Genomic DNA, 13,374 nt, shown 5'->3' on the forward strand with positions numbered 1-13,374 from the left:
GTGAGTGGTTATATTTTCAATATGTTGCGGCATCCGCAATAGTCATTTCATTTTGTGAAGCTCCTGAATGACTGCTTTGTTTCCTCTGACTGGTGAGGTGTGAAAATCAATTTATCGGCTTTTCCCATTTTGTGAAGCACTCCGAATGTAAGTGTTGATATTTTCAATATGTTGCGGCATACGCAATAGTCATTTTATTTTATTAAGCTCCTGAATGACTGCTTTGTTTCCTCTGACTGGTGAGGTGCGAAAATCAAAAGTCTAATTTTCTGGATTTGTAATTTCTCCCATAAACAGAATAGTGCCAGATTCATTATCCCTAATAGCAAAAAAGAAAGGACGATTCACCAACATTTCCATTTCAGAAGGTGGACCTCTAAATCCTGCTCCCACGCTAGTAACAGCCGCTGCTTCTGTTCCAGTTTCATTCACTTCAACAAATGTTTTATGTTTCACTTCATCAATGTATAATTTTGGTGGAATGGGGCGCATTTTAGAAAAATCAGCAGCACGATAGTTAAAAGCTATTTCCATTCCTAAAGATTTCAGTACATCATTGAGACTAACTTCATATTCTATTTTAAATTTTGGCAAGCCTAAATTAATTTTACTAAAACCTTGATTGAACAAAAACTGTTCCATCCAATTTTCCCAGTTTTTTTGATTTAAAACTTGATAAAACCCCTCTAAACCGACTTTTTCCCTAGGGAGAAATATATACATACTAACACGACTTTTTTTGTAGGGCAAACTCACTGCTCTAAAATTTTGGTTTTCATAGTATGAGTATATTGATAATTTTTGAAACATGATTGGATGTTGTTTTTGAGTTCCATCGGCTAAATAAAAAGGCATCTCCTTAGTAGAATCTTCTGAAAATGGTTCCTCCCAATCAGCTTTAAAATAAATAGCATTTAACAACAACATTACTAAATCAGGGTCAATTTTTTGAATAATCTTATCGATTTTGCCTTCAGTTTTGTCTTTTACCCAATTATTGATAATTTTCGGACTTTCAGGATCGTTAAAGTCAATTTCTCTTACCTGACTCTGATAAAAATCTTGATTTACTTGGATAAAACTTGGATAAAAAGACATTCCCTTTCTAGTCCAGATTGAGTTAGCAATATTTAATTTAATTTCTGGATTTAAACTATTTAATAAAATTCCTAAATTCTGATTTGCTTGATTAATTTCCTCTAAACTCATTCCCTGAAGGTTTAAAGTTTTAGCCATAGCTTCTTGAGTTTTTCCAGCAGCGGCATTGTAGGTCATTGATAGAGCGATCGCTATACTTATTGGTGAGATAAAAATATTTTCGTCTGGTTGGGATTTCTGAATTTCTGAAAATAGTTGAAAACCAAATTTATTATTGGCAGAGACTAATTTATTTATGGTATTTTTATCTGCTGTTTGGGCTAATTTCTGCTGCTTCTGATTTGTATATTTATCGGTATCAAGTTTCCGATTTCTGAAAATTATTGTACTGCCTGGTAAGTTATAGACTCCGAGAATTACAATTAAAATAATTGCTCCTAGAGATATTTTGGCAGAAATACCAGAAAATTTATTGACAAGTTCTTTGAACATTCTTTTACCTCACTAGAGTCAATTGATAAAAATGAAAATTATATTAATTTGCAACATTGCTAATTTTTTTTGTCAGAAATAATTTAAGACTGCTATATCAGACTTACTCTTAGTTTTTTGGATTTGTAATTGCTCCCATAAACAGAATAGTGCCAGAATTATTCTCTCTAATGGCAAAAAAGAAAGGACGATTAACTAACATATCGACAGTTATTACTTCACTTTCCAATGTTATTCTTACACTGGTAGTTGCTGCTGCTTCTGTTCCTGTTTCATTCACTTCAACAAATGTTTTATGTTTAACTTCACTGATAAATAATTTCTCAGGACTCATTCCAGAAAAATCTGCTCCTCCCCCCTGAAAAGCTATTTGCATTCCTAAAGATTTCAAAATATCATTGAGAGTCACTTCATATTCATTTTTAAACTTTGGCAAACCTAAATTAACTTCATAACCTCCTCCAAACTTTTTCATCCAATTTTCCCAGGTTTTTTCATTCAAAACTTGATAAAATTCCTCTAAACCAACTTGTTCCCTGGGGAGAAATATATACATACTAACTAGACCTTTTTTATAAGGCAAATTGACTGCTTGAAAATATTGATTCTCGTAATATAAATATCTTGACGATTGAAACATAATTGGATGTTGTTTTTTAGTTCCATTGGCTAAATAAAAAGGCATCTCTTCAGTGGAAAATTCTGAAAATTGTTGTTGCCAATTAGCCTGGAAATAAATAGCATTTAACAACACCATGACATCATTGGGGTTGAGTGCTTGAATAATTTTTTCAATTTTACCTTCAGTTTTATCTTTTACCCAATTATTGATAATTTTCGGACTTTCAGGATCGTTAAAGTCAATTTCTCTTACCTGACTCTGATAAAAATCTTGATTTACTTGGATAAAATTTGGAGAAAAAGATATTCCCTTTCTAGTCCAGATGGAGTTGGCAATATTTAATTTAATTTCTGGATTTAAACTATTTAATAAAATCCTTAAATCCTTATTTGTTTGATTAATTTCCTCTAAACTCATGCCTTGAAAGTTTAAAGTTTTAGCCATAGCTTCTTGAGTTTTTCCAGCAGCGCCATTGTAGGTCATTGAGAGAGCGATCGCTATACTTATTGGTGAGATAAAAACATTTTCGTCTGATTGGGATTTCTGAATTTCTGAAAATAGTTGAAAACCAAGTTTGTTATTAGCAGAAACTAAGTTATTGATTTTATTGCTCATATCTATACTTCCTATTTTGGTTAACCTAATACCAAATTGATAAATGTTTGCTACAAATATCTAGGGTATTTCTTAGGAGTCAGGAGTCAGTCCTCAAGAGTCGTATGGGAATGACTTTAATACCATTTTTTAGGGCGTAAATTATCTTTTTTGTCAAAAGGACATCTCCTGCATTTGTCTTTTTATCGCTCTTACTATTCGTAATATCATGTCCGCTAGTATTGTTTGTGTAAAACCAAGGGTGAATATCTACAGGCAATTTAAGTTTTTTCAAGCTTTTAAGCCTTCTTCCTTCTTCCTTCTTCCTTCTTCCTTACTTTCGCGCTTACAATACCGATGCTACCGGACATGATATAACATTCTTTTTTCAAATTGGTATAACCTAATAATATCAAAAATCATCAACGCTCAAAACTGCCGACTTACTATTTTGTGAAGCTCCTATGTTTCTCCTGGAAAAACTACTTTTGCAACAATTATTGCGTATGTGGCAATGATTATTTTATTCTCAGTCAGGGATTAACTTCTGACTTGTGACTTCTGACTTGCGCGTAGCGCTATATTCCCTTTTCCCTTTTGATTAAGTTTCTGGATTTGTAATTTCTCCCATAAACAATATAGTGCCAGAATTATTATCTCTAATGGCAAAAAAGAAGGGACGATTAACAAACATATTTAAACTTATCATCATAGAACTTGCTACTGGCATAATTATACTGGTAGCTGCTGCTGCTTCTGTTCCTGTTTCATTTACTTCCACAAATGTTTTATGTTTAATTTCATCAATATATAACTTTGGTGGAATAGAACGCATTCCTGAAAAATCTGCTGTCTTTCTGTCAAAAGCTATTTCCATTCCTAAAGTTTTTAATATGTCATTGAGGGTAATTTCATATTCATTTTTAAATTTGGGTAGAGTTAATGTGACTGCTTGAGATTCAAACTTTAGTATCCAATTTTCCCAATTTTCTTGATTTAAAGTTTGATGGAATTTTTCTAATCCTATTTCTTCTTTGGGGAGAAATACATACATACTGACGCTACCTTCTCCGTAAGGTAAGCTAATGGCTTGGAAAGTTTGATTTTCATAATATGAATATTGAGATAATTTCAACATTGTTGGATGTTGTTTTTCTATTCCATTAGATAAATAAAAAGGTTGGTCTAGGGTAGAAAAATTATCAAATTCTTTTTGCCAGTTTCCTTGAAAATAAATAGCGTTTAACAATACCATGACTGAATCAGGATCTAGGGTGTCAATTATTCGCTCGATTTTGCTTTTGGTATTGTCTTTTATCCAATTATTGATTATTTCTGGAGTTTTCGGATTTTCAAAGTCAATTTCTCTGACTTTACTCTGATAAATGTCTTGGTTTATTTGTAGAAAGTTTTGCTCAAAAGGTATTCCGATTTTAGTCCAGATTGAGTTAGAAATATTTAACTTAATGTCGGAATTTAAACTATCTAATAAATTTCCTAATTGTTGATTTGCTTGATTGATTTCTTCTAAGCTCATTCCCTGAAAGTTTAATGTTTTAGCCATAGCTGTTTGAGTTTCTCCCCGAGCGCCGTTATAGGTAATTGATAGAGCGATCGCTATGCTAATGGGTGAGATAAAAATATTTTTATTTGTCTGGGATTTTTGAATTTCTGAAAATAGTTGAAAGGCAAATTTGTTATTAGCAGAAACTAATTTTTCAATCATGTTTATATCTCCGATTTTGGGTAGGATTCAGGATTTTTGCTAATACAATCATACCAAATTCAAAGAATTATCTACTATTTTACTGCTCTGAGTTTAGTAAAAGTATGAAAGTTAATATCTGAAAATTTATCAGATATTATTTTGTGAAACATCTTGAATTATTACGGATTACCAAGCTCCAGAGCATGAGACAAATCTTTTCCTGTTTTCTCGTAAGCATTCAGCTATTAGCTGTCAGCTATCAGCAACAAGAATGTCTCCTTAAGAAAAGTGTTTAAATTAACAACTGACTTTAAGGGTAAGGGAGGCAACTTTTGTAGTAAGACAATTAAATATTGCTTTTATCCTAAGCTAAAAGCAATAGCTGAAGTCCGCAGTTCTGACCATAGGAGGCTAGCTGAAGTCCGCAGTTCTGACCATAGGAGGCTGGCTGACGGCTGAACGCTTACGTTTTCTCTGGGGTTAAAAACATGGAAATCAACATCATTTCTGTTCCAGTTTCATTCACTTCAACGAATGTTTTATGTTTAACTTCAGTAATTTGCAAAAATACTTTTTCCTTTAGAGCAAGTTTTAGATGATGGAAAAAATCTGTCTACTACTACTAATTCACAGTCGTACCATTGACGCTTGTATTCTAGCTGTCTTCTAAACTCATAAAATCACTATCTGCTAACTGATTTAGCCAGCTTATGGTTAGCTAACATACCAGACACATTCAAAGAGATAAAGAATGGATTCTATAGAAAATATACTTCCTGTTTTCTCTTCTGAAAAGCTTTATCTGTCAGCTTTTTAAGGTTTAATAATTGGTTAAAAAAACATTTGTATAAATTAAGCTTATAAAATATTGTCAAATATATTTGGAATTTAAACTCAATTTTCCCAAAAAAGTTCAAATGAGCTATTTAGGGGGAAAAATAGGGATAATTTGAGTGCAAACGGGCGTTCCTTGGCCATTTGTTAAAAGTCTTGATATATAAGAAATATAGGGTGGTTGCTTGTGAAGAAATTTTCGTGTATTTTTGAGGTAAGTAATTCGCTCTGCGTAGGTGCTTTTTAAAATGAAAAAGAGAATTAGTGAGTGGGAGTGCGATCGCGCTAGCGTAACGGAATTCTATCGCGTAGCGTAACGTAGTTCTATCGCGTAGCGTAACGTAGTTCTATCGCGTAGCGTAACGTAGTTCTATCGCGTAGCGGAACGGAGTTCTATCGCGTAGCGGAACGGAGTTCTATCGCGCATTGGATATATTTTTTTGACTACATCAATTTTACGCAGTCAAAGATACCAAATGGCTTCTATATATTCCCTATTCCCTATTCCCTATTCCCTAAAAGCGATAAATTTTTAGCTTTATTCATGCATTGAGATGTACCCTAATTTTCTGGATTTGAAATTTCTCCCATAAATAGAATAGTGCCAGAATCATCATCTCTAATTGTCAAAAAGAAGGGGCGATCAACTAACATCTCAAAAACTATTTCTCTTTGTATACCTCTTGACATTATTACACTGGTAGCTGCCGCTGCTTCTGTTCCAGTTTCATTCACTTCAACGAATGTTTTATGTTTAACTTCAGTAATATGTAAGTGTTCGGAACTAATTCCAGAAAAATCTGCTTTGTCTTCAAAAGCGATTTTCATTCCTAATGATTTCAGCGTCTCATTGAGAGTAATTGCATATTCATTTTTAAATTTTGGCAAACCTAAATCAACTTTGCAATAGTCAAACTTTTGCATCCATTTTTTCCAGTTTTCCTCATTTAAAATTTGATAAAATCCCTCTAATCCTATTTCTTCTTTGGGGAGAAATATATACATACTTACACTACTTTCTCCATAGGGCAAACTTACTGCTTGGAAATTGTCATTTTCATAATATAAATGTCTTGATAATTGAGACATAATTGGATGTTGTTTTTCAGTTCCATTGGGCAAATAAAAAGGCATTTCTTGAGTATAATCTTCTGAAAATTCTTGTTGCCAATCAGCTTTGAAATAAATAGCATTTAATAACGCCATATCAATACTGCGATAATCTGGTTCAATGATTTTCTCTATCTTACCTTGAGTCTTATCTTTGACCCAATTATTGATTATTTCTATACTTAGAATTTCTTTGACTTGACTCTGATAAAATTCTTGGTTTATTTGCACAAAACTCTGATAAAAAGGTAGTCCTTGTTGAATCCAGATTGAGTTAGCAATATATAATTTAATCTCAGGATTTAAACTATCTAATAAAATTCCTAGTTCTTGATTTGCTTGATTGATTTCCTCTAAATTCATACCCTGAAAATTTAGAGTTTTAGCCATAGCTTGTTGAGTTTCTCCCCGAGCGCCGTTATAGGTCATTGACAGAGCGATCGCTATACTAATGGGTGAGATAAAAATATTTTCATTTGACTGGGATTTTTGAATTTCTGAAAATAGTTGAAAGGCAAATTTGTTATTGGCAGAAACTAATTTTTCAATCATGTCTATATCTCCAATTTTTGCTAATACCATCATACCAAATTCAAATAATTATCTACTATTCTGCTGTTCTGAGTTTAGTAAAAGTATGAAAGTTAATATCTGAAAATTTATCATTTATCATTTTGTGAAGCATATTGAATTATTACGGATGTAGCAATAGTTATTTTATTGATCTTCAGACAATGAGAGCAATATTTCTGGGGTTAAAATATGGAAATCAACATAATTTATGTTCCCTATTTCTTTTTTCTTAGTTTTCTGGATTTGTAATTTCTCCCATAAATAGAATAGTGCCAGAATCATTATCTCTAATTGCAAAAAAGAAGGGGCGATCGACTAACATCTCAACAACTATTTCTCTTTGTATACTTCTTGACATTATTACACTGGTAGCTGCCGCTGCTTCTGTTCCAGTTTCATTCACTTCCACAAATGTTTTATGTTTAATTTCAGTAATTTGCAAAAATACTTTTTTCCTATATAGCAATCAGGAATCAGATGTAAGAATTTAGGTGTTCCTTTAAACCATATTCTATGGCAGTTATCTTATTCATATATATTCATTTTTTCTTCTTCCCTGTTGCCTTCCGGAGCTGTTGCCTCTCTTGGTCAGCATTCCCTTGTGTCTGACGCCGACGCGGGGTCTGACCGCTGTTGCCTAAAAGTCTTCAATATCTCACAACTAAAATCATATTGCTATATATTCCCTGTTGCCTTCCGGAACTGTTGCCTCTCTTGGTCAGCATTCCCTTGCGTCTGACGCCGACGCGGGGTCTGACCGCTGTTGCCTAAAAGCGATAAATTTTTGGCTTTATTCACCCATTGAGATGCACCCTAATTTTCTGGATTTGTAATTTCTCCCATAAATAGAATAGTGCCAGAATCATCATCTCTAATTGTCAAAAAGAAGGGGCGATCGACTAACATATCAACAGGTATTTCTGCACTTCTTACTCCTATAGTTATACTGGTAGCTGCTCCTGCTTCTGTTCCTGCTTCATTAACTTCCACAAATGTTTTATGTTTAACTTCATCTATATATAACTCTGGTGGAATAGGACGCATCCGAGAAAAATCAGCAGTATTTTTATTAAAAGCTATCTCCATTCCTAAAGATTTCAACGCATCATTGAGGGTAATTTCATATTCTGTTTTAAACTTTGGTAAACCTAGATTTACTTTACAATAGTCAAATTTCAGCATCCAATTTTCCCAGTTTTCTTCATTTAAAATTTGATAAAATCTTTCTAATCCTACTTTTTCTTTGGGAAGGAATATATACATACTTACTCGTCCTTCTCCATAGGGTAAACTCACTGCCTGAAATTCTTCATCTTCATAATATAAGTATCTAGATGATTGAAACATTATTGGATGTTGCTTTTTTGTGCCATTCGGTAGATAAAAAGGTTGTTCTTTTGTAAAATCTTCTGAAAATTCTTGCTCCCAATTTCCTTTAAAATAAATGGCATTCAACAATACCATTACTGTATTAGGCTCGAGTTTTTCGATAATTTTATCAATTTTGCCCTTAGTAATATCGTTAACCCAATTGTTGATAATTTCAGGACTTCTAGGATGCTCGAAGTCTATTTCACTTACCTTGCTATGATAAAAGTTTTGATTTCTTTGCATAAATGTTTGCTCAAAAGACATCCCTTTTTTCGTCCAAATTGAGTTAGCAATATCTAATTTAATGTCTGGGTTTAAACTATTTAATAAAATCCCTAATTCTTTGTTTGCCTGATTAACTTCTTCTAAACTCATTCCCTGAAAATTTAATGCTTTAGCCATAGCATCTCTCGTTTTTCCTTCGGCACCATTGTAGGTCATTGATAGAGCGATCGCTATACTGCTCGGTGAGATAAAAATATTTTCATTTGGCTGTGATTTTTGAATTTCTGAAAATAGTTTAAAGGCAAATCTATTATTAGCAGAAACTAATTTCATACTGATGTTCATATCTTCTATTGTGCTTAAAATATCCTGTCGGGAATTTGTCTGATTATCGGTATAAAATTCCCGATTATTTAACTTTATTGCAGCTCCAGGCAAATTATAGATGCCAATAATGATAATTATAGCCATCGTCCCTAGAGACATTTTTGCCGAAATAGCATAACATTTATTTAAAAGTTCTTTGAACATTTTCTTATTTACTGGAGTCAATAACTAACAATGACAATCGATCTAATTTTCAATGGTGCTAACTTATTTGTATTACCATTCTGGGCATTAATAATATTTTTGCCTAACTGGAAAGTTACTCGCAAAATCATGGAATCTTTTATTCCATTTGTATTATTAGCCATCCTTTATCTTTACGTACTTATTAGTAGTATTACCCCTGAATCTGCTGCTGCTTTATCCAACCCTACTTTGCCAGATATTGCTAAATTCTTTGGAGAAGAATCTGCTGCAGCAACAGGATGGATTCATTTTCTGGTCATGGATTTATTTGTTGGTCGTTGGATTTATTGGGAAGGACAACGTACTGGTGTTTGGACTGTCCACTCAATAATTCTGTGTTTGTTTGCCGGACCTTTTGGCTTATTATCTCATATTTTAACCTATTGGATTAGTCAGAAATTCTTCGGTAATTCTACAGAGGATACAACTACAACACCCACTGTAGAACAATTGTAAAATTGAGAGGGTGTATCTAATAGTTTGTTTATTTTATCGATTCTTAATTAATCTTCAGTAGTTTCTCAGACCTGACTAATATTTTGAGGGTTAAATAAATAATTATTGAATTTGAGATTTGAAGTTGTAGGTAAAATTTATGAACAAAGTTTAAAAGAGTTAAAAGCTATTGAAGAATGAATTAGTTAGTCAGTATTCTAAAGGCAGAATTTATCGCTGCGTTCATTTGTGCAGCATGACATTAGCGTAGCTCGGACTAAGGATAAGGAGGCACGGAAAGTCAGAAATAGTTCGTCACAATTCAGAAGTTTTTTCGCGCGATAATTTTCGGTAATAAAATATCTATTTATAGACGGAGAAATAGGGTGACGCGACCCCCGGATAAATTTCATTTTAGCCGTTGAAAATTAGTGGTCAGTAACAATCTCCCACTAATTTTTACTTCTGACTTATGACTTTTTGAATAGTGTGGGAGATTGAAGATGCGGAGTTGCTTTTCTGGGATATTTCCCACTAATTAATGCTACTAAATATCGTGTTATTTTGAGACTAAAGCTATTTCTTAATCTGCTTTTAGTAGATAGTTTGACTCTGAAGTATCTTTTCTGTGCTGGGTTTAATACCCCACTGTCAACAAACTTAAAATTGTTTGGGGCGATCGCACAGGAAGTGGCCGATAATTGACTATCCATCAGCAATTTTCCCTTCTTCCTTCTTCCTTCTTCCTTCTTTTCATTTCCCATTTTTATAGAGGTAAAATTATGGCAGTTGAATATGATATTGTGATTATTGGCGGTGGTTCGGGGGGTTTAGTTGTAGCTTCTGCTGCGGCTCAACTTAAAGCTAAAGTGGCATTAGTAGAACGCGACCGTCTTGGTGGTGATTGTTTGTGGTTTGGTTGTGTTCCTAGTAAGTCTTTAATTCATGCTTCTCGTGTTGCTTATCAAGTGAAAAATTCTTCTAGGTTTGGCATTTATACTCAACCTCCAGACATTGAATTTGCTAAGGCAACTGGTCATGCTCAACAGGTAATAGCTAATATTCAACCACATGATTCTCCAGAAAGATTTAGGGGTTTAGGTGTTGAAGTTATTTTTGGAGAAGGTAAGTTTATAGATAGTAAAACTTTTGAAGTTGATGGTAAAAAATTAACTGCTAGAGCTTTTGTTATCGCTACGGGTTCTAGACCTGCAATTCCATCTGTGGAAGGATTAAAATCTGCTGGTTTCCTGACAAATGAAAAGGTATTTTCTCTAAAAGAAAGACCAAATTCTTTGGCAATAATTGGCGCTGGTCCTATTGGTTGTGAGTTGGGTCAAGCTTTTTCTCGCCTTGGTAGTCAGGTGACTATTATCTCTAGTAGAAGTCTAATTTTACCAAAAGAAGAACCGGAAGCTGCTCAAGTTGTACAAGAACAATTTGAGTCGGAAGGGATTAATATTTTGAAGGAAGTTAGGGCGGAAAAAGTGGAAGTTGTGGATGGGAAAAAAGTAATTACGGCAGGTGGAAAAAATATTATAGTTGATGAAATTTTAGTTGCTGGTGGTAGATTGCCAAATGTAGAATCTTTGAATTTAGATGCTGCTGGTGTGGAGGTAGGAAAGCAGGGAATTATTGTTAATGAAAAGTTGCAAACTACTAATTATAAAATTTATGCTTGTGGTGATGTAATTGGTGGTTATCAGTTTACTCATGTGGCTGGTTATGAAGCGGTTGTAGCTTTAACAAATGCGTTATTTTTTCCTATTAGTAAGGCTAATTATCGGGTTATTCCTTGGGCAACTTTTACTGACCCAGAATTGGCAAGGGTAGGGTTAACAGAACAGCAAGCAAGGGAACGTTTTGGAGATGACGTTTGTGTATTGAAGCAACCTTTTTCTGGTGTAGACCGCGCTCAAGCTGAGGCAGCTACAACTGGATTTGGTAAGATTATTACTAGGGGTAATGGAGAAATTTTAGGGGCGCATTTAGTTGGTATTTCTGCTGGTGAATTAATCCACGAAATTGTTCTAGCAATGTCGAATAAGTTGCCTGTTTCTGCTTTGACTGGAATTCATATTTATCCAACTTTATCTGAGGTAAATAGTAAGGCTGGTTTATTGTTGAAAAAACAGAAATATGCCAATAATTTATGGCAGCAGAATTTCTTAGAAAAGTTCTTTAATTGGAGGCGGTCATTTTAAAGGAAGGAAGAAGGAAGAACGAAGAGGGAAGAACGAAGAGGGAAGAACGAAGAGGGAAGAAGGAAGAAGGAATAAAAAAGTAGTAGTTGTAGTGCTGTGACACACCTAAAATGTGTAAGCATTAGGAAACGCTAATAGCTGAATGCTTACAGAAATGTAGTGCGGGCATCTTGCCCGCTAATACTATAACTATACCTAACTGAGATTAAATTCCCTTTAACAAATGCAAGATTGATTGGTTTTTCCTGCGCAATGCTGCGCAAACATCCCGACGCTCCCCTCCGGGAGAGCGCGGGTCAAGGGCCAACGTTGAGATAAATCCTATAAAATTCACCTACTTCTTCTCTTTAGTTAAACATATAGCGTTTCTCAGACTAATGAGGTACACCTATCTTTATTTCTATTCTATTCCCTGTTCCCTATTCCCTAAAACAAACGAATTTTGTACCTTATATCATGTCCGCTCGGGTAGCGTAATAATACAGTTTTTAGGTGGTAGGTGGAGCGGTGGTAGGTTTCATTAATGGATAATTGATAATGGATAATTGATAATTACCTCGGGTTTTAACCGTTACGGAATTGAATATAAGGAAATATTATTTCTTCTCTTGGTCGATTGGATATGGCGAGGAGACCCGTTCTTGCAGACCCGCTCCGAATTGCGCCATCCCACCCTACCGGAAGCTCCGAAGATCGACCGTTTTTTTCCCCTTACAGCGCTTTTCAAATTGATGAACCACATCTTCACACATCATATGATGTCCGGTAGCATCGGTCTTGTATAGCAAAGGTAGGCAACAGCTCATCTGGCAACAGCTCATCTGGCAACAAACAGGAAGGCAATTGAGCAAGAAAAAAACTTAAATGTCCTGTAGATATCCACGCTAACTTTTACACAAACGATTGCCTTCGGACATGATATCAAACCTTGTAGAGACGTTCCATGGAACGTCCCTACTGTGGTCTACCCAAATGAAAACCGCTGTAAAAGGGGAGGCTTCAAGGCGCGAATTATTTAATTATTAATTATTAATTATTCGGTAAATTCAAGAATGAAAATCACCTATCTTTATTACTCACCCAACTTTGATATGCTACGAACAAAAATAAAATTCCAAACAGCAATATAAATATACCATATTCCCGAATTAAACTTTCTGAACTATCATCAATTTCTGCCGTTTCTAATCCTAATTTACGTTGCAAAGACTTCAAAATTCCATAAAGTCTCTGGGAAAGATTCATTAAAACAAACGAGGTATACTTCATATTTAAGCATTTATTCAAACAACTCTTCAATTATTAACGATACATCAAAAAAATTTTTAAGAAGTGACTTGATATCAAATACGTTTAATTTGGTATAAAAAAATGTTCCATCTTCAACCATCTCCCCATCTTCAACCATCTCCCCATCTCCCCATCTCCCCATCTCCCCATCTCCCCATCTCCCCATCTCCCCATCTCCCCATCTCCCCATCTCCCCATCTCCCCATCTCCCCATCCCCCCATCTCCCTATCAACCCATCTCCCAA

General features: G+C 34.4%; 11 protein-coding genes and 1 pseudogene. 2 read left to right on the top strand and 10 right to left on the bottom strand.

Annotation, left to right across the window (positions count from 1 at the left end):
* Positions 1 to 261: 261 nt before the first annotated feature.
* The 7 genes and pseudogenes from F6K23_RS26125 to F6K23_RS26155 form a co-directional block, all read right to left on the bottom strand.
* Complete coding sequence (locus F6K23_RS26125) at positions 262 to 1,590, bottom strand: serpin family protein (protein ID WP_293161227.1); 1,329 nt, start codon at positions 1,588 to 1,590, stop codon at positions 262 to 264.
* A gap of 109 nt (positions 1,591 to 1,699) precedes the next feature.
* Entirely contained in the window at positions 1,700 to 2,827 is a 1,128-nt protein-coding gene (locus F6K23_RS26130; RefSeq protein WP_293161229.1) for a serpin family protein, read from the bottom strand.
* 580 nt (positions 2,828 to 3,407) lie between these two features.
* Positions 3,408 to 4,532 (bottom strand): serpin family protein, encoded by a 1,125-nt coding sequence (locus F6K23_RS26135; RefSeq protein ID WP_293161231.1) that lies wholly within the window; start codon positions 4,530 to 4,532, stop codon positions 3,408 to 3,410.
* 563 nt (positions 4,533 to 5,095) lie between these two features.
* A pseudogene (locus F6K23_RS42945) lies at positions 5,096 to 5,254 on the bottom strand (zinc ribbon domain-containing protein); the annotation flags it as partial.
* A gap of 655 nt (positions 5,255 to 5,909) precedes the next feature.
* Positions 5,910 to 7,043, bottom strand: coding sequence for a serpin family protein (locus F6K23_RS26145; RefSeq protein WP_293161233.1), 1,134 nt, complete (start codon positions 7,041 to 7,043; stop codon positions 5,910 to 5,912).
* Between the two features lie 217 nt (positions 7,044 to 7,260).
* Positions 7,261 to 7,473 (bottom strand): serpin family protein, encoded by a 213-nt coding sequence (locus F6K23_RS26150; protein WP_367267821.1) that lies wholly within the window; start codon positions 7,471 to 7,473, stop codon positions 7,261 to 7,263.
* Between the two features lie 371 nt (positions 7,474 to 7,844).
* The gene (locus F6K23_RS26155) at positions 7,845 to 9,158 is read right to left on the bottom strand and encodes a serpin family protein (protein WP_293161235.1); all 1,314 of its coding nucleotides are present in this window, start codon (positions 9,156 to 9,158) and stop codon (positions 7,845 to 7,847) included.
* A gap of 30 nt (positions 9,159 to 9,188) precedes the next feature.
* On the opposite strand from F6K23_RS26155, the gene F6K23_RS26160 reads away from it, so the two are divergent.
* On the top strand, positions 9,189 to 9,656 hold the full coding sequence (locus tag F6K23_RS26160; RefSeq protein ID WP_293161237.1) for an ABA4-like family protein: 468 nt from the start codon (positions 9,189 to 9,191) through the stop codon (positions 9,654 to 9,656).
* Positions 9,657 to 10,105: 449 nt separating this feature from the next.
* Here the strand turns inward: F6K23_RS26160 and F6K23_RS26165 are convergent, their stop codons facing one another.
* The gene (locus F6K23_RS26165; RefSeq protein ID WP_293161238.1) at positions 10,106 to 10,399 is read right to left on the bottom strand and encodes a hypothetical protein; all 294 of its coding nucleotides are present in this window, start codon (positions 10,397 to 10,399) and stop codon (positions 10,106 to 10,108) included.
* 18 nt (positions 10,400 to 10,417) lie between these two features.
* Between F6K23_RS26165 and F6K23_RS26170 the strand changes: the two genes are divergently transcribed.
* Positions 10,418 to 11,839 (top strand): NAD(P)/FAD-dependent oxidoreductase, encoded by a 1,422-nt coding sequence (locus F6K23_RS26170; protein ID WP_293161239.1) that lies wholly within the window; start codon positions 10,418 to 10,420, stop codon positions 11,837 to 11,839.
* Positions 11,840 to 12,898: 1,059 nt separating this feature from the next.
* Here F6K23_RS26170 and F6K23_RS26175 read toward each other — a convergent pair.
* A complete protein-coding gene (locus tag F6K23_RS26175) occupies positions 12,899 to 13,108 on the bottom strand; it encodes a hypothetical protein (protein WP_293161240.1) in 210 nt (69 codons plus the stop codon).
* Between the two features lie 10 nt (positions 13,109 to 13,118).
* The gene (locus F6K23_RS26180) at positions 13,119 to 13,343 is read right to left on the bottom strand and encodes a hypothetical protein (protein ID WP_375340786.1); all 225 of its coding nucleotides are present in this window, start codon (positions 13,341 to 13,343) and stop codon (positions 13,119 to 13,121) included.
* Positions 13,344 to 13,374 lie beyond the last annotated feature (31 nt).

This window comes from Okeania sp. SIO2C9, from assembly GCF_010672455.1.
Lineage (GTDB): Bacteria > Cyanobacteriota > Cyanobacteriia > Cyanobacteriales > Microcoleaceae > Okeania.

Bases quoted from the DNA above. Each gene is read 5' to 3' on its own strand.
- F6K23_RS26165 (WP_293161238.1), bottom strand. From the start codon at position 10,399: ATGGGAAATGAAAAGAAGGAAGAAGGAAGAAGGAAGAAGGGAAAATTG.
- F6K23_RS26175 (WP_293161240.1), bottom strand. From the start codon at position 13,108: ATGAAGTATACCTCGTTTGTTTTAATGAATCTTTCCCAGAGACTTTAT.
- F6K23_RS26130 (WP_293161229.1), bottom strand. From the start codon at position 2,827: ATGAGCAATAAAATCAATAACTTAGTTTCTGCTAATAACAAACTTGGT.
- F6K23_RS26135 (WP_293161231.1), bottom strand. From the start codon at position 4,532: ATGATTGAAAAATTAGTTTCTGCTAATAACAAATTTGCCTTTCAACTA.
- F6K23_RS26155 (WP_293161235.1), bottom strand. From the start codon at position 9,158: ATGTTCAAAGAACTTTTAAATAAATGTTATGCTATTTCGGCAAAAATG.
- F6K23_RS26125 (WP_293161227.1), bottom strand. From the start codon at position 1,590: ATGTTCAAAGAACTTGTCAATAAATTTTCTGGTATTTCTGCCAAAATA.
- F6K23_RS26170 (WP_293161239.1), top strand. From the start codon at position 10,418: ATGGCAGTTGAATATGATATTGTGATTATTGGCGGTGGTTCGGGGGGT.
- F6K23_RS26160 (WP_293161237.1), top strand. From the start codon at position 9,189: ATGACAATCGATCTAATTTTCAATGGTGCTAACTTATTTGTATTACCA.
- F6K23_RS26180 (WP_375340786.1), bottom strand. From the start codon at position 13,343: ATGGGGAGATGGGGAGATGGGGAGATGGGGAGATGGGGAGATGGGGAG.
- F6K23_RS26145 (WP_293161233.1), bottom strand. From the start codon at position 7,043: ATGATGGTATTAGCAAAAATTGGAGATATAGACATGATTGAAAAATTA.